This is a genomic window from Faucicola sp. SE7633, from assembly GCF_059264685.1.
In genome coordinates this window covers 1-23,145 of record NZ_JCADBW010000001.1, presented here as the reverse complement: position 1 = coordinate 23,145, position 23,145 = coordinate 1, and the positions used below count along the sequence as shown (strand labels likewise).

Annotated in this window: 25 protein-coding genes and 1 pseudogene; 5 read left to right on the top strand and 21 right to left on the bottom strand. The window is 49.7% G+C overall.

Features of this window, described 5'->3' with window-relative positions:
- Positions 1–3 precede the first annotated feature (3 nt).
- Positions 4–879, bottom strand: coding sequence for an NAD-dependent epimerase/dehydratase family protein (locus tag AC5L4R_RS00130; protein ID WP_494472363.1), 876 nt, complete (start codon positions 877–879; stop codon positions 4–6).
- Positions 880–951: 72 nt separating this feature from the next.
- Positions 952–1,836, bottom strand: a complete 885-nt coding sequence (nadC, locus tag AC5L4R_RS00125; RefSeq protein WP_494472362.1) for a carboxylating nicotinate-nucleotide diphosphorylase — start codon at positions 1,834–1,836, stop codon at positions 952–954.
- A gap of 275 nt (positions 1,837–2,111) precedes the next feature.
- Here nadC and ampD point away from each other — a divergent pair, with 275 nt between their 5' ends.
- Positions 2,112–2,732 carry a 1,6-anhydro-N-acetylmuramyl-L-alanine amidase AmpD gene (gene ampD, locus AC5L4R_RS00120; protein WP_494472361.1) on the top strand — a complete coding sequence of 207 codons (621 nt, stop codon included), beginning with the start codon at positions 2,112–2,114 and terminating at the stop codon, positions 2,730–2,732.
- Positions 2,733–2,767: 35 nt separating this feature from the next.
- Positions 2,768–4,375, top strand: a complete 1,608-nt coding sequence (murJ, locus tag AC5L4R_RS00115) for a murein biosynthesis integral membrane protein MurJ (RefSeq protein ID WP_494472360.1) — start codon at positions 2,768–2,770, stop codon at positions 4,373–4,375.
- Between the two features lie 69 nt (positions 4,376–4,444).
- On the opposite strand, the gene fur is transcribed toward murJ, so the two are convergent.
- Positions 4,445–4,879, bottom strand: a complete 435-nt coding sequence (gene fur, locus AC5L4R_RS00110) for a ferric iron uptake transcriptional regulator (RefSeq protein ID WP_494472359.1) — start codon at positions 4,877–4,879, stop codon at positions 4,445–4,447.
- Positions 4,880–5,297: 418 nt separating this feature from the next.
- Between fur and AC5L4R_RS00105 the strand changes: the two genes are divergently transcribed.
- Both AC5L4R_RS00105 and AC5L4R_RS00100 read left to right on the top strand, forming a co-directional pair.
- Positions 5,298–5,426: a hypothetical protein gene (locus tag AC5L4R_RS00105; RefSeq protein WP_494472358.1), complete on the top strand. Its 129-nt coding sequence runs from the start codon at positions 5,298–5,300 to the stop codon at positions 5,424–5,426.
- Positions 5,427–5,487: 61 nt separating this feature from the next.
- Entirely contained in the window at positions 5,488–5,859 is a 372-nt protein-coding gene (locus AC5L4R_RS00100; RefSeq protein ID WP_494472357.1) for an outer membrane protein assembly factor BamE, read from the top strand.
- 16 nt (positions 5,860–5,875) lie between these two features.
- Here AC5L4R_RS00100 and AC5L4R_RS00095 read toward each other — a convergent pair whose 3' ends face one another.
- From AC5L4R_RS00095 to AC5L4R_RS00010, 18 genes and pseudogenes are all read right to left on the bottom strand, one after another.
- Positions 5,876–6,220: an RnfH family protein gene (locus tag AC5L4R_RS00095; RefSeq protein WP_494472356.1), complete on the bottom strand. Its 345-nt coding sequence runs from the start codon at positions 6,218–6,220 to the stop codon at positions 5,876–5,878.
- A gap of 67 nt (positions 6,221–6,287) precedes the next feature.
- Positions 6,288–7,403 carry a hypothetical protein gene (locus tag AC5L4R_RS00090; protein WP_494472355.1) on the bottom strand — a complete coding sequence of 372 codons (1,116 nt, stop codon included), beginning with the start codon at positions 7,401–7,403 and terminating at the stop codon, positions 6,288–6,290.
- 221 nt (positions 7,404–7,624) lie between these two features.
- Complete coding sequence (locus AC5L4R_RS00085; RefSeq protein WP_494472354.1) at positions 7,625–8,224, bottom strand: TerD family protein; 600 nt, start codon at positions 8,222–8,224, stop codon at positions 7,625–7,627.
- A 45-nt stretch (positions 8,225–8,269) separates the two neighbouring features.
- Positions 8,270–9,019 (bottom strand): TIGR00266 family protein, encoded by a 750-nt coding sequence (locus tag AC5L4R_RS00080; protein WP_494472353.1) that lies wholly within the window; start codon positions 9,017–9,019, stop codon positions 8,270–8,272.
- Positions 9,020–9,137: 118 nt separating this feature from the next.
- Positions 9,138–9,713, bottom strand: coding sequence for a TerD family protein (locus tag AC5L4R_RS00075; RefSeq protein WP_494472352.1), 576 nt, complete (start codon positions 9,711–9,713; stop codon positions 9,138–9,140).
- Positions 9,714–9,939: 226 nt separating this feature from the next.
- On the bottom strand, positions 9,940–11,010 hold the full coding sequence (locus AC5L4R_RS00070; RefSeq protein ID WP_494472351.1) for a DUF475 domain-containing protein: 1,071 nt from the start codon (positions 11,008–11,010) through the stop codon (positions 9,940–9,942).
- Positions 11,011–11,315: 305 nt separating this feature from the next.
- The gene (locus AC5L4R_RS00065) at positions 11,316–11,723 is read right to left on the bottom strand and encodes an ExbD/TolR family protein (RefSeq protein ID WP_494472350.1); all 408 of its coding nucleotides are present in this window, start codon (positions 11,721–11,723) and stop codon (positions 11,316–11,318) included.
- Positions 11,724–11,768: 45 nt separating this feature from the next.
- On the bottom strand, positions 11,769–12,332 hold the full coding sequence (locus AC5L4R_RS00060; RefSeq protein ID WP_494472349.1) for a MotA/TolQ/ExbB proton channel family protein: 564 nt from the start codon (positions 12,330–12,332) through the stop codon (positions 11,769–11,771).
- 37 nt (positions 12,333–12,369) lie between these two features.
- Positions 12,370–13,509, bottom strand: a complete 1,140-nt coding sequence (locus AC5L4R_RS00055; RefSeq protein ID WP_494472348.1) for an energy transducer TonB family protein — start codon at positions 13,507–13,509, stop codon at positions 12,370–12,372.
- Between the two features lie 165 nt (positions 13,510–13,674).
- Complete coding sequence (locus AC5L4R_RS00050) at positions 13,675–14,175, bottom strand: hypothetical protein (protein ID WP_494472347.1); 501 nt, start codon at positions 14,173–14,175, stop codon at positions 13,675–13,677.
- 371 nt (positions 14,176–14,546) lie between these two features.
- A complete protein-coding gene (locus AC5L4R_RS00045) occupies positions 14,547–15,131 on the bottom strand; it encodes a transposase (protein WP_494472346.1) in 585 nt (194 codons plus the stop codon).
- Positions 15,118–15,210: pseudogene (locus tag AC5L4R_RS00040) on the bottom strand (twin-arginine translocase TatA/TatE family subunit); the annotation flags it as partial. The gene AC5L4R_RS00045 and the pseudogene AC5L4R_RS00040, both read right to left, overlap by 14 nt.
- Before the next feature lie 80 nt (positions 15,211–15,290).
- Positions 15,291–17,681, bottom strand: a complete 2,391-nt coding sequence (locus AC5L4R_RS00035) for a copper-transporting P-type ATPase (protein WP_494472345.1) — start codon at positions 17,679–17,681, stop codon at positions 15,291–15,293.
- A gap of 220 nt (positions 17,682–17,901) precedes the next feature.
- On the bottom strand, positions 17,902–18,396 hold the full coding sequence (locus AC5L4R_RS00030) for a DUF305 domain-containing protein (RefSeq protein WP_494472344.1): 495 nt from the start codon (positions 18,394–18,396) through the stop codon (positions 17,902–17,904).
- Between the two features lie 27 nt (positions 18,397–18,423).
- Positions 18,424–19,623 (bottom strand): copper resistance protein B, encoded by a 1,200-nt coding sequence (locus AC5L4R_RS00025; RefSeq protein WP_494472343.1) that lies wholly within the window; start codon positions 19,621–19,623, stop codon positions 18,424–18,426.
- Between the two features lie 31 nt (positions 19,624–19,654).
- Positions 19,655–21,361: a copper resistance system multicopper oxidase gene (locus AC5L4R_RS00020; RefSeq protein ID WP_494472342.1), complete on the bottom strand. Its 1,707-nt coding sequence runs from the start codon at positions 21,359–21,361 to the stop codon at positions 19,655–19,657.
- Between the two features lie 94 nt (positions 21,362–21,455).
- A complete protein-coding gene (locus AC5L4R_RS00015; RefSeq protein ID WP_494472341.1) occupies positions 21,456–22,094 on the bottom strand; it encodes a DUF411 domain-containing protein in 639 nt (212 codons plus the stop codon).
- A gap of 165 nt (positions 22,095–22,259) precedes the next feature.
- Positions 22,260–22,742: a c-type cytochrome gene (locus tag AC5L4R_RS00010; protein ID WP_494472340.1), complete on the bottom strand. Its 483-nt coding sequence runs from the start codon at positions 22,740–22,742 to the stop codon at positions 22,260–22,262.
- Positions 22,743–22,953: 211 nt separating this feature from the next.
- On the opposite strand from AC5L4R_RS00010, the gene AC5L4R_RS00005 reads away from it, so the two are divergent.
- A partial coding sequence (locus AC5L4R_RS00005; RefSeq protein ID WP_494472339.1) for a transposase occupies positions 22,954–23,145 on the top strand: 192 nt, incomplete at its 3' end.

Here is a 23,145-nt window from a genome sequence, read left to right as displayed (position 1 = left end):
TCGTTAGGCTTGGTCGCGTGTGTCATCGGCTAATATATCGCGGTAGCCTGTTTGGTAGTTGGGATAGGTTAGCCAATCGGCAGGCAAGTTGCCGTACAGACGCTTGCCTGTGGTCGGCGTGCTGTCGGTGGCAAAATTTGCCGTCTTTAGCCCCATGTGCGCGGCAATCAATGCCAACACCGCGTGCAAGGCGACGGGGTGGCTGTCCGTCGCCAAGTACACAGGTAATGGCGCGGCCGCGGTAACGATATGGTACAACGCATTGACCAAGTCGCTGTCCATGATGCGGTTGCTCCAGTTGTTTGTCGGGGCAGGACGCGCGCCCGTGGCGACATCACGCGCCATCGCAAGCAAGCGGCGACGCTTGCGCCCATAGATACCGCTGGCGCGCACGATGGTGCAACGCGCACCAAACGCGGCCTGCAAAGTCTGCTCGGTTTGTAACAACACGCGATGGGTCGCTGACGTTGGCGGTGCAATCGGCGTGTTGATGTCGATACGCTCGCCTGCATGCTGTCCATACACGCCCGTTGATGACACATACACCACGCGCTGCAAATTGGGCAAATCCGCGCCTAGCCGTACCACCGCTTGCGCTATCGCCAAATAGCTGTCACGATACGCCTGCTCACCCGTGCCCGTTGGTGTGACGATAATGACCACATGGCTGATGGTGGCACGCGCTTGCCCCAATTCTGCTGCACGCAACGTGCGCGCATCAGTGCAAAGATGGGTAACGCTTGTTGCCAAGTCGGCTTTGGGTGTGCGGCTAACAGCGGTCACGCGGTAGCCATTGGCTGCCAAACGATTTGCCAAGGGTAAGCCTATTGCGCCCACGCCAATCAGCAAATAATGCGTTTGGTCTGTTGCTGTGCTCATCATTTTGCCTTGTTGTCTTTTTGTGCTACACATTTTGCGCGGTGTCTGTACTTATCAAGATGTCTGTACTTATCAAGATAAGTTTATCACGTCAGCTTTGACAAAGCGCATGGATAAATCCACCGCGCGAATGTGTTTGGTCAATGCGCCCAAAGAAATATAATCCACACCCGTCAAGGCAACCTCGCGCAGGTTGTCGGCGCTGATATCGCCTGAAGCTTCAAGCTTGCACGGCTTGCCCAATGCTGCCACCCGTGCCACCGCGGTGCGCGTGTCTGCCAATGAAAAATTGTCCAACATGATGATATCAGCGCGTGCGGCAATGGCTTCTTCAAGCTCGCTGAAATTTTCAACCTCAACCTCCACGGGCAAATTGGCGATACGACGAGCATTTGCCACTGCTTGCCCAATGCTGCCGCTTGCCATGATGTGGTTTTCTTTGAGCAAAAACGCGTCAAACAGCCCAATGCGGTGATTGTGCCCACCGCCGCAGCGCACGGCATATTTTTGCGCATGGCGCAATAGCGGCAAGGTTTTACGGGTATCTAGCAGTTGGGTCGGTAAATCGGCTATCAGCGCGGCATGATGCGCCACACTGGTTGCAGTGGCGGACAGGGTTTGCAAAAAGTTGAGCGCGGTACGCTCAGCTGATAACAGCGCGCGCGTGTTGCCATGCAAGGTTGCCAACACCGTGTCGGCAGCAACGTGCGCCCCGTCTTGTGCATACCACGTGATATTCATAGTAGGATCAAGCAAGCCAAACGCCGTGTCCACCCATGCCTGCCCTGCCAGCACCATCGGCTCACGGCTGATGATGGTCGCGTGGTCGCGTTGGTCAGCGGCAATCAGCGCGGCATTGATGTCGCCTGTGGCGATGTCCTCTTGCAAGGCTTGCGTGACTTGCTTGGTCAGCTCAAGGCGTAACGCAGGAGAAATAACGGGTGGCACAGCGGACATAGCTTCCTCAATGTTTGTTTGCTCAATATTTGTCAGTTTAACCATCGGTCGGTTTATTATCGCTGATTTGGCGGCAAAATGGGTAACGTTTTGTGTGAGGGCGCGTCACGCTATCTAACAGTTGGCGGCTGATTGGATTATACTGGTAGGCAAATCATCTACCATTTTTTGATGGTAACACTTGACTGTAGCCATCTTACGTGAAGCCTTTGGTTTTCAACCATAAGTTTTAAAACATCAGCTTTTAATCATTGCATGTACACAAGGAAACCCCCATGCCCACCTCTGCCCCATCTGCTGACGCTCTGCCACGCTTTACCATCGAAGACGGGCGGCTGTCACCTGCCGCATTTGTGCCGTCGCCAAATTTTGGCGCGCGCCCTGCCCCGTACGATGTTGCCGCCAATGTGCGCTTGATTGTGATTCACAATATCAGCTTGCCGCCCAGTGAATTTGGCAAAACCAATGCCGCAGGTGAGCACTATGTTAAGGCGTTTTTTCAAAATCGGCTTGACCCTGCTGATCACCCGTATTTTGCCCAAATTTATCAGCAGCAGGTATCGGCACATGTACTGATTGAGCGCGATGGGCAGGTGACACAATTTGTTAATTTTGCTGACCGCGCGTGGCATGCTGGGCAATCGCGGTATTTGGGCGTGGCAAATTGCAACGATTTTTCGATTGGTATTGAGCTTGAAGGCGATGATGACACGGCGTTTGATGCGCGCCAGTACGCCGCGCTGGCGGCGGTGGTGGCAGCAATCAACCGCGCATATCCCAAAACGCGCCATCACTTGGCAGGGCATAGCGACATCGCGCGCGGACGCAAAACCGACCCCGGTGCACAGTTTGACTGGCTGCGCTTACGCCAACTGGTGGCGCAATATGCTGACTAAACGGGCATTGGCGGTGCGGTCATAGGTTGGCGCATTTGGCACAAGCAAAACCAAAACCAATCCAGCGTGATGGCAAGCAAGGGCTGCTGTCGTCTGCTGCGTGGGTCAGCGCGCTAACGCTGCTGTCGCGCGTACTCGGGTTGGTACGCGATGGTGTGTTGCTGCACTGTTTTGGCAGTGGCGGTATGATGGATGCGTTTTTGGTCGCCTTTCGCCTACCGAATTTTGTCCGCCGATTATTTGCCGAAGGTGCATTTGCGCAAGCGTTTGTGCCTGTGCTGGTGGATTACCAAACAACTGCCGAACGCACAGGCAATCTTGCACCGCTGCAAGGGTTGCTAGGACGCGTGACGGGCGCGTTACTGCTGATTTTGGGCGTTTTCACGATACTTGGCGTGTGGGCAGCGCCGTGGTTGGTGCGTGGTTTGGCGGCAGGCTTTGTGGATACGCCTGCCAAGTTTGAGGCGGCGGTGACGCTGGTGCGCGTGATGTTGCCGTTTGGGCTACTGATTAGCTTGACCGCGTTGGCAGGCAGTGTGCTGCAAAGTTATCAACGCTTTGTGCCGCCTGCGCTCGCGCCTGTGGTGCTCAATGTGGTGATGATTGCCGCCGCGTGGTGGGTTGCGCCGCATAGGGCACAGCCGTTGGTCATCGTGGCGTGGTCGGTGACATTGGCAGGCGTGTTGCAATTGTTGGTACAGTTGCCTGCTTTGCGCGCGCTTGGGCTGCTGGTGCTGCCTGTATTGGATGTTACCCACACAGGCGTGCGCCGTATGCTGCGCCTGCTGCTGCCTGCGGTGTTTGCGGTGTCGGTGCTGCAACTTAATCTACTGCTCAACACGCTGATAGCTTCGCTGCTGGTCGATGGCTCAGTGGCGTGGCTGTATGCCGCAGAACGCATGGGCGAGTTGCCGCTTGGGCTGATTGGGGTGGCGATTGGTACGGTGATTTTGCCCGTGTTGGCGCGCACGGCAAGCGCGGATTCAGCAAGCACGGATTTTGCCCAAACACTTGATTGGGCGGTGCGACTGGTGGTGTTGGTCGGCTTGCCTGCCACGTGTGCGCTGATGCTGATTAGCGATGTTTTGATGATAACGCTATTTGCCCATGGCGAATTTAGCCTGCATGACGCACAGATGGCAGGGCTTGCGCTCACGGGTATGGCGGCAGGGCTACTGGGTTTTATGCTGATTAAGGTTTTTGCGCCTGCGTTTTTTGCCCATCGTGATAGCCGCACACCCGTGCGCGCGGGCATGGCGGCGGTGGCGGTCAATGGGTTGGCTTGTGCGTTGTTGATGGCGTTATTTGACTGGCTTGGCATCGCGCTGCACGCGGCGTTGGCGTTTGCCACGTCGATATCGGCACTTGCCAATGCGGCGTTGTTGTATGCCGCGCTGCACCGCCGTGGGGTGTATCGGCTGACGCGCACATGGCGGCATTTTGGTTGGCAACTGTTGGTTGCCAATGCGGTTATGCTGCTGGTGTTGGTGATTGCGCTGGATTATTTTCCGCTGACAGGCTCGCGCACAGCACAGATTGTGGCATTGGCAAGCTTGTGCGTTGGCGGCGCGTTGGTGTATGCCGTCGCGCTGTTGGCGGTTGGTGTGCGTCTGCCCGTGCTACAACCGCCCAAATTCGGCTAAGTTTGTTGGTGTTGCTCAAATCTAGCCAAACTTGCCTAAACTTATCCAAACTGACCCCAAAACCGCCCGTTATTTTTTGGCAGCGGCTTGGCACTCGGGGTCATCGCACACACCGTACAACACCAACGAATGCCCCGTCAGCGTAAAGTTATACTCAGCGGCAACTTGGCGTTGTAGCTGCTCGATTTGTTCGTTGTGAAATTCAATGATTTTGCCGCATTGCTCACAGACTAAGTGGTCGTGGTGGCTATCATGCGCCAGTTCAAACACCGACAAATTGTTGTCAAAGTTGTGCCGCTCAACGATACCAACCTGCTCAAACTGGGTCAATACACGGTACACGGTGGCAAGGCCAACATCCTCGCCTTGCTCAATCAATGCTTTGTACACATCCTCAGCACTCATGTGATGTTTAGATGTGCTTTCAAGTAATTGTAAAATCTTTAATCGCGGCAAGGTTACTTTAAGCCCTGCGCGGCGCAAATCCTGAGTACTGACAGACATGGCAAATCCTATTATCTTTTGTTTATCATTTTCATCTTCTGACCTCACCCCTGCCTCTCGTTCGGAGATTGCGCCTGCAAACAGCCGGGCTTTGCTATTGGTATCCTCAAGCCGTGTGTCGCGTTGATACACTGTCAAAACGGCAACCTGCGTGGTTACATTGAGAGGTCAGTTGGCGTTTGATTTCAAACCCACCTGCGTGATATACGCTTTTGGCTAGTTCGCTTTTTTGCTGCGCCATTGGGTGGTTTTAACGCCTTCCACCACGATTGGGGCATGGTCTTTGATGGGTAACTTTAGGGTTTTCATGGGGTTATTTTAACAAGTTTTGTAGCAGAATACACCACGCTAGACAAAATTCGTGTGTGGTTTTAGTTCTCGTGTTGTCTCAATCCTACACCCAAAGGCGCATACGCCGATGAATGATAAAAACCGTGACGGTATAGGCTTTGTGCCAGCAGGGTTGTCAAACGCGTGCTTAGCCCGTGGCATCAGCGGCAGCCCACCAACGTCTGCCCACCAAAAATTTGTCCAACAAAAACAGTAGGCAACGTCGCACAAATAGCGTATGATAAACACGTTTTTTAAGTGCGATTTGGGTATTTGTGATGACCAACAAAGTTCGACTATTGCCTGTGGTTGGCCTTGCGACGGTGCTCGCGTCTGCGGTATTGCCTGCGTGTACGTGGCTAAGCGTGTATAAAATCGACATCCCCCAAGGCACGCCCATCAACCCCAATCAGCTGGCGCAAGTCAAGGTTGGCATGAACCAAAACCAAGTGCTGTACTTGTTGGGCAGCCCCGCCATACGCGACACGCTCAACCCAAACCGCTGGGATTATATCTATGACTTCACAGCAGGCAAAATCGCTCAGCGTGAAGGCAAGCCTGATATCCACAACGCCCAACAATACATCCAAATTTACTTTGACAACGCTGGCAACGTCAGCCGTATTGAACGCCCTGCCAACGCACGTTAGAGGGTTGTCTAAGACGCTAATCTTGGCTAGCCTTGCGCGCCAGTTTAAGCTGGCGTTTGCGCATGGGGTCTATAATCAGCGGACGATAAAACTCCAAACGGTCACCGTCTTGTAGCGGTGTTTGCCAGTCAATTTTGCGCCCAAATAGGCCGATTTGACATTGCAGCACCCACGGATACCGCGCTTGCCAGTCAGTCAGCGCCAACGCTTGTACAGGCGTGTGACCCGTGGGCATAGACAAGCGCTCGTGCAGTTGGGTGGCCGCGTCGGGGGCAAAGGCTAAGGTAATCGTCATCGTTGGGCTTGGCATGGTTGGTTTCTCAATATCGGATACATCAAATACATCCGCTTGTGGGCTCAAAAAGCGCGTAACCCAACACCACAAAATGCTCAGGTTACGCTCATCAGCGTGGTTGCCCACAAGCCAATTACAATAAGCCACCAAGCCAGCCCACCACGGCCAACAAAATCGCCAACGGCACAACGATACGCACAGCAACGCGCCACAGGTTGTAGGTTGCCTCGCTGCTAAAGTTCATCGCCTTACGCAAATGGCTGATTTTCATCTGCCACCCTGCAAACACCGCCAGCCAAATCGCACTGATAAAGCTTATCAAGATAAGTAGCTGATTGAGCCACGCGGTCGGCAACAACGCCAACACATACATGATGACCGCCAGCCCAACCATGATCAACAAATGAAAACGCCGCTGCACGGTAACTAGCGCGACCTGCTCGGTCAAAGTCGCCAGCAAATAGCCACTGCCTGCCAACATCGCAAGCGCGTAGCTAAGACGGGCAAACTGCGTGGTTGGCGCAACGCTCATCGCCACCAATCCACCGACCACCAGCTGCACCGCCCAAATCGGCAACACCGCACGGCTCGCGCTGACCACCAACGCTTGCGACGCTTGGCTATCGGCAAGCCCTTGTGCCTGTAGCTGCTGCGCGCGGCTGTACCAAAACAGCCCCGTACCTGCCCCCACACACACCAACGCCAACACCACCGCCAGCGACCATTCCGCCAAAGATGTCGGGGTCATCTGCCACATCGTGCTTGGGTCATGCACACGCGCGCTCACCAGCGCAAGCGTACTCAACACCAGCGCCGCCCAGCCCATCCAGCGTTTGGCAAAACTTGCCGCCATCGTGATAAGCAGCAAAATCGCCAACAACGCAGGCATTGCCATACCGCCATTGGTATTTTGCCCTGCCGCCAGCGGCTGCAACACCTCGCCTGCGCTTGCCAACAAATGCCCACCCACCAAAGCAAGCAGCACGATGGTCAGCCAACCAAACCCGCGCCACACGGTCGGGACATCGGCTTCACGAGTCAGCTTGGGCAAGCCAACCAACGGCACTAAACGGCTACGCTGCGCCAAGGCCACCTCGGCAAACACCAGCGGCAACCCGACCAACGTCATCGCCACCAGCCACAACAGCCAAAAATCCACCTGCCCAGCCACAGGGCGGCTAAACCAAGCAAATCCCAATAACGGCAACAGCGCGGCAATCAGCAGCGGTTGCAAGCGGCTTTGCGTCATTCTGCGCTTCCTTTTTTAAATAAAAACTAGCAACTTGGTTAGCCCAAAAATTTAGCCCAGCAAGGCTTGTCATCGTCAAGCCAACCAAATGCGCCTAAACTAACGCAAGCCCCACAAAAAAACAAGTGGCAAAATACAAAAACCCCTAGTCAAACTAAGGGCTTTTGATACACCAAGCGCTTTTGATAGCCAGTGACGACCAAAACCTACCCAATTACCACTTAAATATGCGGCAAAATCGACGGGATTAGGTTTTCAAACGTGCGCCCCGCCGCGGTCTCGCCAATCGCGTGCATTTTCCACTCGCCGTTGTGGCGATACATCTTTGCCATGACCATCGCGGTGTGTCCGCCTTGCGACGACAAGTTATAGCGCGCGATTTCTTGCTGGTTACTGGCATTGACAATGCGGCAATACGCGTTTGCCACGCGCTCAAATGACTGCCCCGTAAAGCTATTGACGGTAAACACCAACGCTTGTACATTTGGCGGTACGCGCGTCAAATCCACCATGATGACCTCATCATCACCATCGCCTGCGCCTGTGCGGTTGTCGCCTGTGTGGTAAATACTGCCATCGTTGGAGCGCAACTGACGAAACCATACCGTATCAACCAAGTTTTTGTTGGCATCAAACAGTAGGCACGAGGCATCCAAGTCAATGCTGTCGCCACTGCCACCGCCAAACAGCTTGCCCAAAAAGCCGCCGCCCGTACTTGCCTGCGCCATATCCCAGCCTAAGCCCATCGCCACTTGGCTAAGTGTGCCGCCTGCCTCTTTTTGCAAAGAAATTTTTTGTCCTTTTTGCAATGAAACTGCCATGTGTTATCCTTTATGTGTGTTAATCTAACCCTACTAAATTTTGACTTATAACAAATCGCTCAGCGAACTGCCACGGTCACGCCCACCGCTGTTGCTACCCAGTAGGCTTTGAACCCAGCCTTGAAACGTGTTGCGATTGCGCGAGCAAATCACCACCTTGCCTTGCCCCGAAAAACGCAGCACCACCCCCTCACCACTGGTGACAGAATTGACAATGTTGCCCAAAAAGCCTTGACGCTGCCCTGTGGCCAGAGACGCACTGTAATTTAAGCGGCTATCCCAGCACACCACATGCCCGTTATCAATCGTCACATCTTTGCCGGGGGTGACTTCAATTTCAAACAACGAACCAAAGCCCGACACCACAACCTGACCATGCCCCTGCGTTTGCATGATGACAAAACCGCCCGTGCTGCCAAACAGCGCACCGCCGATGTTAGATTGAACATTGGCGCGAATTTGCACCTCCGAGCTACACGCAACAAACGCGCCATCGCTCAACATATATTGATTAGCGCCCACATCCAAAATCTGCAAATCACCGTCTAGCGTTGGCGCAAGCAGACAATCGCCCTCACCGTGCACTGCCTCGATTTGCTGCTGAAAAATCGACTCACCCGTGGCAAAACGGCGCAACATCGACTGCATAAAGCCACCACGCATTTGCCCTTTAAGCTCAAGGTTACTCTCCATCATCACCATGGCATTGGATTCACAATGCACGCGGTCACCTTTTTTTAAATTGCAATGCAAAAACGGCTCAATCGTGCCGATTAATGTAAACGTTGCCGCCATCGTCGTCGCGTCCTGTGTTCAAAGTTTGTGCTATCCCTGCGTTAAAATCGGTTCGCCCAATGCGTGTTAAAAAAGCCGCCAAGATGAACAGCGGCTTTTTTACCACCCATTAACGCGCTTAGACCGCCACGCCATATGACGCTGCCAATGGGCCTAAACCGCCTGCAAAGCCCTGCCCAACCGCGCGGAACTTCCACTCACCGTTGTGGCGGTACAATTCACCAAAAATCATTGCGGTTTCGGTGCTGCTATCCTCCGACAAGTCATAACGCGCCACCTCACTGCTGCCATTGTCATTGACAATACGGATATAGGCATCGCTGACTTGTCCAAAGTTTTGCTTGCGGTTTTGTCCGTCATAAATCACCGCACAAAACACCACCTTGCTGACATCAGCAGGCAGGCGCGTCAAATCAACCTTGATGATTTCATCATCACCATCGCCTTCTCCCGTGCGGTTATCACCCGTGTGTTCAACCGAGCCATCGGCAGATTTTAGGTTATTAAAGAAAATAAAGTCATTGTCCGCGCGAACCTTGCCTGCGTCATTGACCAAAAACGCCACCGCGTCAAGGTCAAAATCCTGACCGTCGGTTGCGCGTGGATTCCAGCCCAAGCCGACGGTCATGTTGGTCAAGCTGGGAGCTTCTTTAGACAAATTGACGTTGCCGCCTTTGGTTAAGCTAATAGCCATATTGATATCCTTATATCCTGTGTGGTTTGTGCCAAAAAAATTTGACAAAGAGTCAAACAATATAACGAGTTGAAAAATTGTTATTGCATTTTTTAGACCCTATAAAAAAACGTGAGCCTAAACTCACGTTTACTATAGCGATACGGTCAAATTTTGTCTAGGCATTTGCCTTGCGCGGTTGTTATGATTGTGTGACGTTTGTAAGCTCAATCCGCATCAACCGCGTTTAGGCTTCGGCATGACGCTTGCGGTAGCTGATAGAATTTATCACCGCCCACACGATAAACGCCACCCCAATAAGACCTGTGATGATTTCGGGGATTTCATAGCGCATTGACAACAACATGATGATGGCCAGCGCACCAATGGCATAATGCGCGCCATGCTCAAGATAAACGAACTCATCAAGCGTGCCTTTATCCACCAAAAACAGTGTCATCGAACGCACAAACATCGCGCCAATCGCCAAGCCCAACATGATGATGATGACATCATCAGTGATAGCAAACGCGCCAATCACACCATCAAAACTAAACGACGCGTCCAAAATCTCAAGGTATAAAAAGCCTGCAATGCCGCCACGCGCAATCGCGCCTGTGACCGCTTTGGTGTCGCTACCACCTGTGGCTTCGTCCGTGTCTTGCGCCTCATCGTCATCGCCCTCAAGCAAGCCCGATAGCACATTGGTGCCCAAATACACCAAAATCCCATACACGCCTGCCACCAAAACCGCGTGTTTTTCTGCCACAGGCACCCATGACAGCGATACCATCAACACAATCAAGGCGATAAACACGCTCATGGCATCGACTTTGCCCAAGCGCACAAGGCGGCTTTCTAGCCACTCAAACCACAAGATATCCTTGTCATCAAACAAGAAATTTAAAAACACCAACAACAAAAACATACCGCCAAACGCGGCAATCTCAGCGTGGTGGGCAATCAATTTGGCAGAATATTCTTTGGGGTTGTTGAGCGCCATATCGACAACTTCCATCATCCCCATATCAGCCGTCATGGCGACAATCACAATCGGAAACAGCAGCCGCATACCAAACACGGCAATCAAAATCCCGACAGTCAAGAAAATCTTTTTCCAAAACTCATCCCAGTGCTTGAGCACTGAAGCATTGACCACCGCGTTGTCAAATGACAGTGAAATCTCCATCACCGCCAAAATCAGCGTGATAAACACCGCCGAGAGCACCGCGCCCATACCACCGTGCGAAAACCCCCACCACGCTGCCAAAGCAAGCGCGACGGCAGTAAAGACTATGTCAAAATAAAAATGTCGCATAAGCTACCCGTGGCACGTACCAACACATTGGCACACTTGCCACCGCATTGCTCCGCGCAAATCCATTCCACTTAAAATTTTTCCCATAAATCGCGGCATATTACGCCAAAGTCTGCCGCTTAAAGTTAGCGGTATTAAACCGAATAACGCTAAAATAAGCAAGGCACAATCCGCGCGGCGGTAACAAATCGCTACACTTTTTTTGCGCCATGTTTTAGCCCGTGTGTTTGAGTGACTGGCTAGGACATGCCTGCGTCACTTGGGTCAAACGCCATACCACCGCTGATTGCTTGACTATCAAAGTATTACGGGCTGTCACTGACAAAGGCGATTTTGGTCAGCTGGTGTTGGCTTGCGGTGGCTAGCACCTGCGCCACGGTGTCATAACGGCTGTTTTTGTCGGCACGCAGTTGAATCGTCGGAATATCGGCAAGCTTGCCCTGCTCGGCAAAACGCGTGCCCAGCTCGGTTAGGGTGATGGCGGTGTCATCCCAATACAGTTGCCCGTCTTTATCAATACTGATTTGGATGACTTGCGGCGGCGCATTGCTGACTGACGCGGCGGTTTTGGGCAAGTTAAGCGGCACGGTGGGGTTGAGCACAGTGGCAGTCACCAAAAAAATAATCATCAGCACCAGCATGATGTCAATCAACGGTATCAAGTTGATGTCATGCACACCTTGCGCTTCGTCATCACCGAGTTGAAATGCCATGGACACTCCTTTTTCATTGCCTTGTAAAATTGACTGATTGCAGTGTTATGCTGCGGTGGTGATGACTTCGGTCAGCAATGCGCGCGCGGTGTCGTTGGCGTGGTGCATGGCGGTACGGTTAAGGCGCACAGCGATGTTATACAACACAACGGCAGGAATCGCCACAGCCAAGCCAAGCCCTGTCATGGTAAGTGCCTCACCGACAGGGGCAGCCACTTGCGCAAGTCCTGCCTGCCCTGTCTCGCCAATACTGCGTAAGGCGTGAAAAATTCCCCACACCGTGCCAAACAAGCCGATGAACGGCGCAATGGCGGCGGTAGTACCCAACAGGCTTAGGCCTTGCTCGCTTTGGTAACGGTAGCGGCTGATGTGTTGCAGTAGGGCTTGCTCGGCAGCGGCGCGTTGTTGCTCAGCGGCTAAGTGCGTCCACGCGCCTGCCTGTTGTTGGTGCTGGTGGCGTAACGACTGGCTGACCGTGCGCGCCAGTCGCTGGCTTGCTAGCAACCGCATGATGCCAATGACCCACGATGCCAAGGACAGCAGCACCAACACGACAAACAACGTCTTACTCACCGCGTCGGTGTACTGCCAATAACTTGCAAAATCCATCATTCCTCCAAAATGGCGCGGTGGGCGCAACATATGTTTAAGATCCGTTGAGGTTAATCAATAAGTTGCCAACACGTGGCACAGGGTGCGGATACAGCTTGCCTGCCAGTAAGCGTTGGCGTAGGGCATTATCCACTTGACGGTTGCCCGATGATGTGACGATCTGAACATCAGTGACATCGCCTTGTGAGCTGATGTGTAGCCGCGCTACGACTTGGGTTAGGTTTTGGTTGGCAATTTGCCGCGCAATGCTGCCCGTGAAGTTGGTCTTGGGCATAACACGCCAACGCGTGTCACCGCTACCGAACGTGACAGTTTGCGGCGTTTGTTGCGCTTGTTGGGCTTGGCGTTCACGCTCGGCTTGTTCGCGCGCTTGTTGGGCTTGGCGTTCACGCTCGGCTTGTTCGCGCGCTTGTTGGGCTTGGCGTTCGCGCTCGGCTTGTTCGCGCGCTTGTTGGGCTTGGCGTTCGCGCTCGGCTTGTTCGCGCGCTTGCTGGGCTTGGCGTTCGCGTTCAGCTTGTTCACGCGCTTGCTGGGCTTGGCGTTCGCGCTCGGCTTGTTCACGCGCTTGCTGGGCTTGGCGTTCGCGTTCAGCTTGTTCACGCGCTTGTTGGGCCACCAATTCAGCCTCAGCTTGTGCCGTCTGCTGAGTCAGCATCGGCGGTTGCTCGGGTTCAGGCTGTGTCACAGGTTCGGGCAATGGCTCGGTTTTGACCACCTCAACGGGCTCAGATGATGGCAAAGACTCGTCCACGGGCATAGGCGCAGTTGGTGACGTTGGCAGATTAGACGCTGGTTCGGCAATGGCGTGTGGCTCGATGGCAGGCGCAGGTGTATCGGCAGGCGCAGCGGTCGCAGTAACGGGCTGTGCTTCAGGCTTGGCTGACAGAGTTGGCGGTGGCGGCTCGTCTGTTGGCACAGGTGTGGGCATAGCCGTCGCCACGTTTGCCTGTGATTTTTCGGGCAATGTGGGTGTGGGTATTGGCTCGGCGTTGGGGGTTAAATCAACAAACGTGACCTCAAGCGGCGGCGTGATGTTTGGCAGCGGCATGGTTGCGCTGGGCATTTGTAACAACGCCCAACCCACCACCGTGTGCAGCAGCAGCACACCGACCCCAGTCACCCACCATGTTTTACGGGAAATCTGCAAATCAGATACTGCGGCGGCAGATGACATACCAAAAAGCCCTAACGTGTTGAATATTGGCAGAATCATGCGTCTGCCCCAGAATGCCGCTATAATAATACGAATGATAATTTTTATCAATATTATTTAAAGATGTTGGTGTCCTTTTTCATCCAAGCTGTTGGTATTCAATTACATTTAACGTAACGGTAGTAATCACGGCTGCGCGGCTTGGGTCAATGCTGGCTGTTTTTTGCGCACAAATAAACGCATACCCAGCAATGACAAGCCCGTCAGTAACCACGCAATCACAGACAACAACGTGCCTGTCACCACAGTTGCGACAAAATAAAAGCCGAATTCATCACCAAAACCGCTGGGCGCTGCCCCGACGATGTTTTCTGCCACGCTGACACCGACCACGCCTGCCAGCGCATCGACTATAACCGCGACTTGTAACAACGCGCGGATGATGACACCGATTGTCAGTGCCGTGCCAATACCATGCACGCCGCGCCGTCGTAGGCGGCGTTCTGCCAAAGCATATAGCGGAATAAAACCACACACGCCCACGCCCACGCCCAGCCAATACGGCAGACCGTCTTGGCGCATGTTGTCCCATGTCATCACCAAGCCAAAGATGGCATTCATCCACACCAACAGTGTCCATTTTAGCCACAGCCCAATACCTGTATGGGCATTTAATCGTTGCATCATCACAAGATCCCAATCGGTTCAACAATCAAGGCTATTTTAACCAACGTCCGTGCAGTTTTTGGCAATATTGTGTGTAAAATCGGTGTAAAATTGAATATAAAGTTAGTTATATTTAGCAAATTGTTAAATTTATCGTTATCAATTCAGCAATTTTTTTGTTAATCCACTGGATTTTATGTAAGGTTTTGTTTAATAATAGCTTGGCAAGCACAGGATTCTGCTTGTGTGAATAATACCTAAAGCCACTGGCAAGGAATGTCAGACTGCTCCGTGACGCTGTTTGCGTTAGGCGTGTTGCTATCAAAGTGGTTATAATGGTAAAGGAAATTTTATGTTTAAAAGAAAACTAGCAGTTATTATATTATCTGAAGTTACGCACCGCTCATAGCCTTAAGCTGGGCAAAAGCCGACTGATTAGCAGATACGAGTAACTTCAAACGCAAAGCAAAATGATTTAACTTGGTTTTGATTTTCAAACACTCAAGCTTAAACACCGCATACGTGGCTAAAAAGATATGATTAAACCGTGCCCTTTGGCTATGTACAGGCGACTTACCCAAATTGGCATTTTGCTTTAACGACTTATGATACACTTCAACGTGCCATCGTTTTTGATAGCCATTGATAAACGTATCCTTGTCGCATTGCAAATCCGAACACACCAGATATAACACCCCTGTCGAATCGTCCTTGTTTGTAAAGACTCGGCGTAATAACAAGACTTCATCGTGATAGTCATTTAAAAAGCCGTGAACAGGGGTATTATCGGGTAGATTGGATTCATCAATACGTACAAAGTTACCTTTTTGTCTATCATCAGGTGTTAAAGCCACCAAGCGATTTGACTTTAATGCAAAGATAAAGTGTTTTTTGGCTTTACGGATGTGCTTGAATGTTGCATTGGCTGAAAACCATGAATCGGCTAGGACATAATCGAACTTGATCTTTACCTGCATTTTTAAGCTTGGCAGTACCAAATACGACCACCACTACGACCAATAAAATCAGCCAATGTGTAATAGAAAAGCTGCCCATAACGGTATCCTTATATTTTGTGATCTTGTTTAGACCAGTATGTGTCAGTGTGCTTTAGAACACTTTTTACCGTACCAGAATTATAGTTTCAAACGGCGCAATCGCAGCGCGTTAGCAATCACCGAGAATGACGACAAGCTCATCGCTGCCGCTGCTATCATCGGACTGAGCAGAAGCCCAAATATAGGATAGAGCACACCTGCGGCAATAGGTACACCAAGTGCATTGTAGATAAAGGCAAAAAACAGATTCTGTTTGATATTGCGCATGGTGGCGTGGCTAAGCTTATAAGCTTTGGCAATACCCATTAAATCACCTTTTAGCAGGGTAATGCCCGCACTCTCCATCGCCACATCGGTACCGGTTCCCATAGCGATACCAACATTAGCTTGCGCTAGCGCTGGTGCGTCGTTGATACCATCACCCGCCATAGCGACCAATTTACCGCTGTCTTGCATTTCTTTGACGATACGGTTTTTATCCTCTGGTGAGACATCCGCATGAACTTCATCAATACCTAGTTTATTGGCGACTGCCTGCGCGGTTTTTTCGTTGTCACCGGTTAGCATCACAACTTTTAAACCTGCGTCATGAAGCAGTGAAATAGCCTCTTTAGTGCTTGGTTTAATAGGGTCAACAACTGAAATAATACCAGCAGCTTTACCGTCTATAGCCACAAACATTACCGTTTCACCGTCTTTTCTACGGACATCAGCTTTAGTGGACAGCTCATTATCAAAACTATTTAGGCTTTCCATAAGCTTAGAGTTACCAATAGCGACTTTCTTACCATCGACCACGGCTTGTACGCCTTCGCCAGTAGTCGAATTAAAGTCAGTAGCTTTAGGAATAATGAGTGATCTTTCTTGAGCTGCTCTAACGATAGCTTCTGCTAAAGGATGCTCGCTAGCGCTTTCTACTGAGGCTACCAATGCGAGGAACTCGTCTTCATCTTGACCTACCTGCGCATCAATTGCGGTAAGCTCGGGCTTACCAGCGGTCAGTGTTCCGGTCTTGTCGACGACAATGGTATCGACTTTTTCCATACTCTCTAACGCTTCAGCATTTTTGATGAGGACGCCGTTTTGCGCGCCTTTGCCGGTACCAACCATAATGGACATCGGCGTCGCTAGACCAAGGGCACAAGGACAAGCAATAATCAGTACCGCAATCGCGTTAACCAAAGCATAGGCCATAGCGGGCTCAGGGCCGAATATCGCCCAGACAATAAAGGTAATGACGGAGCAAATAAGCACGATCGGTACGAACCACCCAGCTACCTTATCTACCAATTTCTGTATAGGTGCGCGGCTACGCTGGGCTTCAGCAACCATTTGTACAATTTTAGATAATACTGAATCTGCTCCAACATTGACCGCTTCGACTAATAGCGTTCCGGTGCCATTTACCGTACCACCAGTCACTGTATCTCCTGCTACTTTTGATACAGGGATTGGCTCACCCGTCACCATTGATTCATCAACATTACTATTACCATCGATCACTGTACCATCTACGGGTAGTTTCTCACCTGGTTTAACCCGTAGCTTATCGCCAGTGACGACCTCATCAAGCGGGACTTCGACTTCTTCACCGTTTTCATCGACACGTCTTGCGGTTGGTGGTGCAAGCTCAAGCAAAGCTCTAATCGCACCTGAAGTTTGACTTCTAGCTTTGAGCTCTAATACTTGACCCAGTAGCACCAAGGTCACAATGACCGCTGCCGCTTCATAGTAGACTCCGACTTGACCAGAGGCATCTCTGAAACTGTCTGGGAAAATATCGGGAAAAAAGGTCGCGACAATACTAAAAATATAAGCAGCGCCTACGCCTATCGCAATCAAGGTAAACATATTTAGATTGCGGCTTTTTATAGACTGCCAGCCACGGACGAAAAACGGGGCGGCGCCCCAAAGCACTACAGGGGTCGCAAGCACCAACTCAGCCCATTGTAAAACCTGTGAAGGTATACCATACTGACTAAAGTCAACTCCAAACATACCGCTCATCACATATATTAATAGCGGTACAGTCAACACGGTACATATCCAAAAACGACGAGTCATGTCGTCAAGCTCTGAGGTGTCCTCTTCACCGATAGTAAGCGTTTCGGGCTCAAGCGCCATACCACATATCGGACAACCGCTATTTCTAACGTCTCTCACTTCAGGATGCATAGGACAGGTATATACCGTGCCATCGTAATCAGCAGGTACTTTATCGTATTTACCGCCTTTAACAGATTTTACTCCGCTACTATCAGTATCCTTTCCATGACAGCTAGCGTGACTATCATCTTTAGCAACTTCGTCTTCAGGTTTAAGAAACATGCCACATATTGGGCAGTCACTTTTTTCAACATCTCTTACTTCTGGATGCATAGGACAAATATAGACCGTACCGCTATAATTTTCCGGTACTTTATCGTACTGACCACCTTTGATAGATTTTTCATCGGCAATATGTTTCATAAAACCACTCCTTGAAGACAATAAATATTGATAATAAGTACAGTAAAACAAAGAGCAGTTACTGCAGTTGAAGGGGTAGGTAAAAAATCACATTAATTATCTGTGCAATCTGTCCTTTTAAGGTAAAGGTACCAGCGAAGACTATAGCGCTGATACCAGGTATCACCATTTTTTCATAATCAATTTCTTAGCTTGCCATACCTCTATATTATATAGCCGTCTATTCGAGCTCTTCAATAAGCGCTTGCATCTCAGCGATTTCACGCTTTTGCGTCTTAATAATATCGTCAGCGAGCTGTTGTACTCTAGGGTCTTCAATATCTGCTCTTGAGCTCGTCAAAATAGCAATCGAGTGATGAGGTATCATGGCCTGCATCCAATCCACTTGATCGACCGTTGCTTGGGAACGCACACCCCAAATACCTACAGCAAACATTACTACACTTATTCCATAAACCAGTAGATTTACCTTGGTCTTCTTATACATATTACCCATAAAGGCGAGCATGATAATCGCCATGACTGCGCCCATATATAATGCCATATAAGCTCGGGTCTCACTAAAATAAACATGATCCCATTGATAGGTATTAAAATACATCATGATAAACATTACAATCGTAGACGTCAGAATCATCAAAGTGAACTTCACATAAGGATTCATGCCCTGTTGATGGCTTTGATGATTCATGCTGTTTTGATCAGAAGTATTCATAATATATCTCCTATAATTTTGACAATGTTAGAACCAGAATTTAACACCGGCAGTCAAACTACTGCTATCAACCGATTCATTTTCTTGACGCCGCTGGCCACGCGCACTGCCAAGAGCCGTCTCATAGCTCACACCGACGTAAGGTGCCAGTTGACGACCTAAGGTTTCATAAGTCAGTCTAACTTCAGTCTTTAATTCATTGAATCCCTTGGTGATATGATTGTCAATATCGTCTTTACTAAAAGCTGACAGACCAACTTCCGGTATCACAACCCAGTGCTGACCCAAACGCCATTCATATTCTGCACCAAGATCAAGCCTAACTTGACCATCGGTGTAGAGATATGCTCTAGCATCTGTTTCAATAAAGTAAGGCATTGTGCCGACAATACCGGCCATAATGGCAGGCTTATCATTCTTGGTATCATAGGCGACCCCTGCTTCGCCATTCCAAAAAATACTTAGCGGCTTCCAGTAAGACAATGAGGTCAGACTATCAATGTCTTTCTCATCTTTGGTCTGAACACTACCTTCGCTGCGTACAGCTAGGCGTCGCTCATCTAGACCATACCAAGCACTAACCTCATAATTAATCTGATCGTCATCAAACTGATAGCCTAAATCGTCTACAGAAACGCCCCATAATGGCATATCACCCATCATCATAGGCTGACCATAGCGTCCATAGGGAACGCCGTTTGAATAGTCAGGACTGCGAGCATCAGCTGGAGCTTTACCACCTTGCATACCTGACATATCCATACTGCCATGGTCCATGCCTGACATATCCATACTGCCATGGTCCATGCCTGACATATCCATGCTGCCATGGTCCATGCCTGACATATCCATACTGCCATGGTCCATACCTGACATATTCATACTGCCATGGTCCATGCCTGACATATTCATACTGCCATGGTCCATACCTGACATATCCATACTGCCATGGTCCATGCCTGACATATCCATACTGCCATGGTCCATACCTGACATATCCATGCTGCCATGGTCCATGCCTGACATATCCATGCCACTGTGATCCATATCCGACATATCCATTTTGCTATGATCCATATCCGACATGTCCATTTTGCTGTGGTCCATGCCTGACATAGTTATGTCTTTTTTAGCAGTGGCAGGGTCAGCAGCATTAGCAAATGATGATGCTAGTAATACCAATGATGATACCCCAGCGAGCCGTAAACCCACTTTATGTATTTTCATCTCATCTCTCACCTATCAACCAAAGACTTGCTTAAACGACCGCCACTTCTCTGAACATACCGGCTTCCATATGATAGAGCAGATGACAATGCCATGCCCATCGACCAGCTTCTCCTGTGACATCAAAGCTAATTTTTTGAGCTGGTTGCACCATCATCGTATGCTTGCGCACCTGAAACTCACCGTTAGGCATGCGCAAATCGCTCCACATCCCATGTAAATGCATCGGATGATTCATCATCGTGTCATTGACTAAGGTAATACGCACGCGCTCACCCGGCTTGATATTGACCGGCGTGGCCTCACTGAACTTAACCCCATCAAACGCCCAAATATAGCGCTCCATGTTACCGGTTAAATGTAGCTCGATCTCTCGGGTAGGCTTGCGCTGCTCCGCAAATATTGCCTCATCGACAGAGCGTAGCTGACTATAATTCAATACCTCTCTATTAATATTGCGCAGGTTGATACCTGGATCGTCAAGGTTCATACGTGGACTGTCCACACGCATATCAGACTTAAAGTCATATTCTGTTTTAGCGTGCTTAGCTTTATAACCATTAGCACCCATAGCACCCATCATATCTGCCATGGTGAGCCATTCAATTTTGTCCATAGCAGGCGTTGCCGCACGAGCACCTTCTTTGGTGGCAAGCGTTGCTGCGACATAGCCCGAACGGTCTATGTTTTGGGCAAATATGGTATGCGCATCTTTGGTCGGGGTGACAATGACATCATAGGTTTCAGCCACGCCAATGCGAAAGTCATCAATCGCAACTGGGGCGACATCAATGCCATCGGTTGCCACCACAGTCATTTTGAGACCGGGTATGCGCACATCAAAGATAGTTTGTGCTGAGGCATTGATAAAGCGTAATTTAACGCGCTGTCCTGCTTTGACGATTTGCGCCCAATTAGCTGCGGTCGTTTTGCCATTGATAAGGTAGGTAAATGTGTTTTCACCCGACAAGTCCGTAAAATCAGTGGGCATCATGCGCATCTGATTCCACATTTTGCGCTTATCAAACGCGGTTTTCATATCCGTTTCGGCAATATCAGCAAGCAGTTTTTTGAAGTCTGGTAGATGGTAGTTATCAAAGTCGGCGCGCTGTTTGAGCAGCTTCAAGAGATTATGTGGGTTGCGGCTGGTCCAATCACTAAGCACGATCACATGGTCTTCGTCGATAGGATGACGCTCACGCCCTTTAGGTTCAATCACAATGGCACCCAGCATACCGGTTTGTTCTTGGAACCCACTGTGTGAGTGATACCAATAAGTGCCTGATTGTTTTAATTTGAATTTATAAGTAAAGGTGCTGTGCGCAGGAATACCATCAAAGCTAATGCCCGGCACCCCATCCATCTCAAACGGTACTAGTAGTCCATGCCAATGGATAGAGGTTGATTCATCCATCTGATTATGAACACGTATCACCACCGTATCGCCTTCACGCATTTTTAGCGTCGGTGCTGGTAGTGAATCATTGATGAGCGTCGCCATGCTCTTTTTGCCGTTCACAATAACGGACTGTTTACTGACGTATAAATCAAACTCTTTGCCTGTCAATACAGGTACTTTATGAACGTTTTGATCACTATTAATAGTAGCGCCCTGACTGCCTGAGCGACTCGATTGTCCCAGTGCGCTACTAGCAATAGTCGGCATCAAGGAGGCACCAAGGACAGCAGAGGATCCGGTTAAAAAACGTCGGCGGTTCAGTATGTTCTGTTTATTCATAATGATAACCTGATTTAATTTGAGAGATGGTGGTTAAGCTTATAGTTATAATATTTTCGATATTTAACAGAATCTATTCACATCTAAGCCAACACTACAGCTGCTGCTGAGGAGAATCAATAGCAGCATAGACTTCTGTGGTGCCGTCTTTATTAAGCTGCATTACCTTATAAGGCATGAATTTACCTTCATACTCCATACCGGGGCTACCAACCGGCATACTCGGTACGGCAAGTCCAATAGCTTGTGCAGGAGGGTTTGCTAAGAATTCAGCCATGTGTTTAGCAGGGACATGCCCTTCAAAGACAAAACCGTCGGTGGTAACGGTGGTATGACAAGAGCGCATTTGCTGTGGTACGCCATAACGCTCCTTAAATAAGGATAGATCTTCCACATCGTGCGTGGTTGCACTTAATCCATTGTTTTTTGCATAGCCTACCCACTCTTTACAGCAGCCGCAGTTGGCATCTTTATAAACCGTGGCTGAGACGTTTTTGAGTAATGATGACGAGCTGTTAACGGGAGCATTTGCAGGAGCAGAACTTTCATTTTGTACTTGTGCATTCTGGGCAGCAGACTGTTCAACCTTTACTGGTTGAGAATCAGAGCCACTGATATTAGATTGGCTGCAAGCGGCTAGCGTTAACGAGAGTGACGATGTCACCACCAATAAAAGGACTCGACCGGATAACCAGTTATGTCCATTAGAAAACACATGTGTGTAATGTCTCATTAAATTACTCCTAAACGTCTATTGTTATGCTCGATATTCTAAAAACTTACACCCTATATTTGAATTCTTATGTACTTAACTAAAAACATTAAATGCAGCACTGTTCAGTACTACATTGGTGATAGCGACAACCGTGAGTTAGGAGGCTTTCATATCTAGAAAGTATTAATGCTGCATTCCAGATCCATCATCCGACATATTCATATCACCATCAAATGACATGTCCATCATATCGCCATCTATCCTAGTGGTTAGCATCGTGTATTGGCTTTCATCTAATTCAGGTAACGATCTAATGAAGGCTACCATTGCCCACATTCTAGCGTCATCATGAGAGGCGCCCCATGCAGGCATTCCCGAAGCCATAATTCCGTGTTTGATTGCCCAAAAGCTTTGCTTTGCACCGTCTTCTGTTTGATAACGTTTGACAATATCAGCCTTGGTAAAGTTGGGCGGCTTTGGATATAAGCTCTCACTAAAGTCAGTTTGTGCCACTCCCGGAGACAAGTGACAGCCTGCACACATATCCTTATAGTCCGCGCCACCAGAACTGATTAGCTCAACCTTCTCTAAATCTGGTACCACAATATCTTTACTGGCATTTTCTATGGAACGATTGCGAGCAGTTTCTAAAAAGCTAAACATCATTGGGCTATGCTCTTGGTCTGCTCCCACACATTGACAACGCCACTGGTAACAACCGCAAACACGCTAACGATTGCCACAAATACGGTAAAGAGCGCACCCAATAAAAATTTCATATGTTTTCCTAAAAAAAACCTTTGCACGAACAAATGCACAAAAGTTTGTAAAAGTGATATAATACAGTAAAATCAAACAGATGGCAAAAGACACGAATATGGCATGGAAACAAACAGGGCAACTCTCCCTAGCAGACAGTCTCATTAACGCTCACAAAGCCATCGAAGAACTCGATGAACTACATAACCTAATCAACTGGCAAAGTATCGAACACACCCTACGCCATGTCCATAGCAGTGACCGTGGCGAAAGTGCCTTTCACCCTGTCATCATGTTTAAAATCTTACTA

What these genes read in the sequence shown, in the direction of transcription:
- AC5L4R_RS00050 (WP_494472347.1), bottom strand. Translation starts at nt 14,175, where the DNA reads ATGATGCAACGATTAAATGCCCATACAGGTATTGGGCTGTGGCTAAAA.
- ampD (WP_494472361.1), top strand. Translation starts at nt 2,112, where the DNA reads ATGCCCACCTCTGCCCCATCTGCTGACGCTCTGCCACGCTTTACCATC.
- AC5L4R_RS00025 (WP_494472343.1), bottom strand. Translation starts at nt 19,623, where the DNA reads ATGAAAATACATAAAGTGGGTTTACGGCTCGCTGGGGTATCATCATTG.
- fur (WP_494472359.1), bottom strand. Translation starts at nt 4,879, where the DNA reads ATGTCTGTCAGTACTCAGGATTTGCGCCGCGCAGGGCTTAAAGTAACC.
- AC5L4R_RS00080 (WP_494472353.1), bottom strand. Translation starts at nt 9,019, where the DNA reads ATGGCGGCAACGTTTACATTAATCGGCACGATTGAGCCGTTTTTGCAT.
- AC5L4R_RS00090 (WP_494472355.1), bottom strand. Translation starts at nt 7,403, where the DNA reads ATGACGCAAAGCCGCTTGCAACCGCTGCTGATTGCCGCGCTGTTGCCG.
- AC5L4R_RS00010 (WP_494472340.1), bottom strand. Translation starts at nt 22,742, where the DNA reads ATGATGTTTAGCTTTTTAGAAACTGCTCGCAATCGTTCCATAGAAAAT.
- AC5L4R_RS00100 (WP_494472357.1), top strand. Translation starts at nt 5,488, where the DNA reads ATGACCAACAAAGTTCGACTATTGCCTGTGGTTGGCCTTGCGACGGTG.
- AC5L4R_RS00105 (WP_494472358.1), top strand. Translation starts at nt 5,298, where the DNA reads ATGAATGATAAAAACCGTGACGGTATAGGCTTTGTGCCAGCAGGGTTG.
- AC5L4R_RS00075 (WP_494472352.1), bottom strand. Translation starts at nt 9,713, where the DNA reads ATGGCTATTAGCTTAACCAAAGGCGGCAACGTCAATTTGTCTAAAGAA.
- AC5L4R_RS00065 (WP_494472350.1), bottom strand. Translation starts at nt 11,723, where the DNA reads ATGGCATTTCAACTCGGTGATGACGAAGCGCAAGGTGTGCATGACATC.
- AC5L4R_RS00035 (WP_494472345.1), bottom strand. Translation starts at nt 17,681, where the DNA reads ATGAAACATATTGCCGATGAAAAATCTATCAAAGGTGGTCAGTACGAT.
- AC5L4R_RS00055 (WP_494472348.1), bottom strand. Translation starts at nt 13,509, where the DNA reads ATGTCATCTGCCGCCGCAGTATCTGATTTGCAGATTTCCCGTAAAACA.
- AC5L4R_RS00060 (WP_494472349.1), bottom strand. Translation starts at nt 12,332, where the DNA reads ATGGATTTTGCAAGTTATTGGCAGTACACCGACGCGGTGAGTAAGACG.
- nadC (WP_494472362.1), bottom strand. Translation starts at nt 1,836, where the DNA reads ATGTCCGCTGTGCCACCCGTTATTTCTCCTGCGTTACGCCTTGAGCTG.
- AC5L4R_RS00085 (WP_494472354.1), bottom strand. Translation starts at nt 8,224, where the DNA reads ATGGCAGTTTCATTGCAAAAAGGACAAAAAATTTCTTTGCAAAAAGAG.
- AC5L4R_RS00015 (WP_494472341.1), bottom strand. Translation starts at nt 22,094, where the DNA reads ATGAGACATTACACACATGTGTTTTCTAATGGACATAACTGGTTATCC.
- AC5L4R_RS00045 (WP_494472346.1), bottom strand. Translation starts at nt 15,131, where the DNA reads ATGCAGGTAAAGATCAAGTTCGATTATGTCCTAGCCGATTCATGGTTT.
- AC5L4R_RS00070 (WP_494472351.1), bottom strand. Translation starts at nt 11,010, where the DNA reads ATGCGACATTTTTATTTTGACATAGTCTTTACTGCCGTCGCGCTTGCT.
- AC5L4R_RS00020 (WP_494472342.1), bottom strand. Translation starts at nt 21,361, where the DNA reads ATGAATAAACAGAACATACTGAACCGCCGACGTTTTTTAACCGGATCC.
- AC5L4R_RS00130 (WP_494472363.1), bottom strand. Translation starts at nt 879, where the DNA reads ATGAGCACAGCAACAGACCAAACGCATTATTTGCTGATTGGCGTGGGC.
- AC5L4R_RS00030 (WP_494472344.1), bottom strand. Translation starts at nt 18,396, where the DNA reads ATGAATACTTCTGATCAAAACAGCATGAATCATCAAAGCCATCAACAG.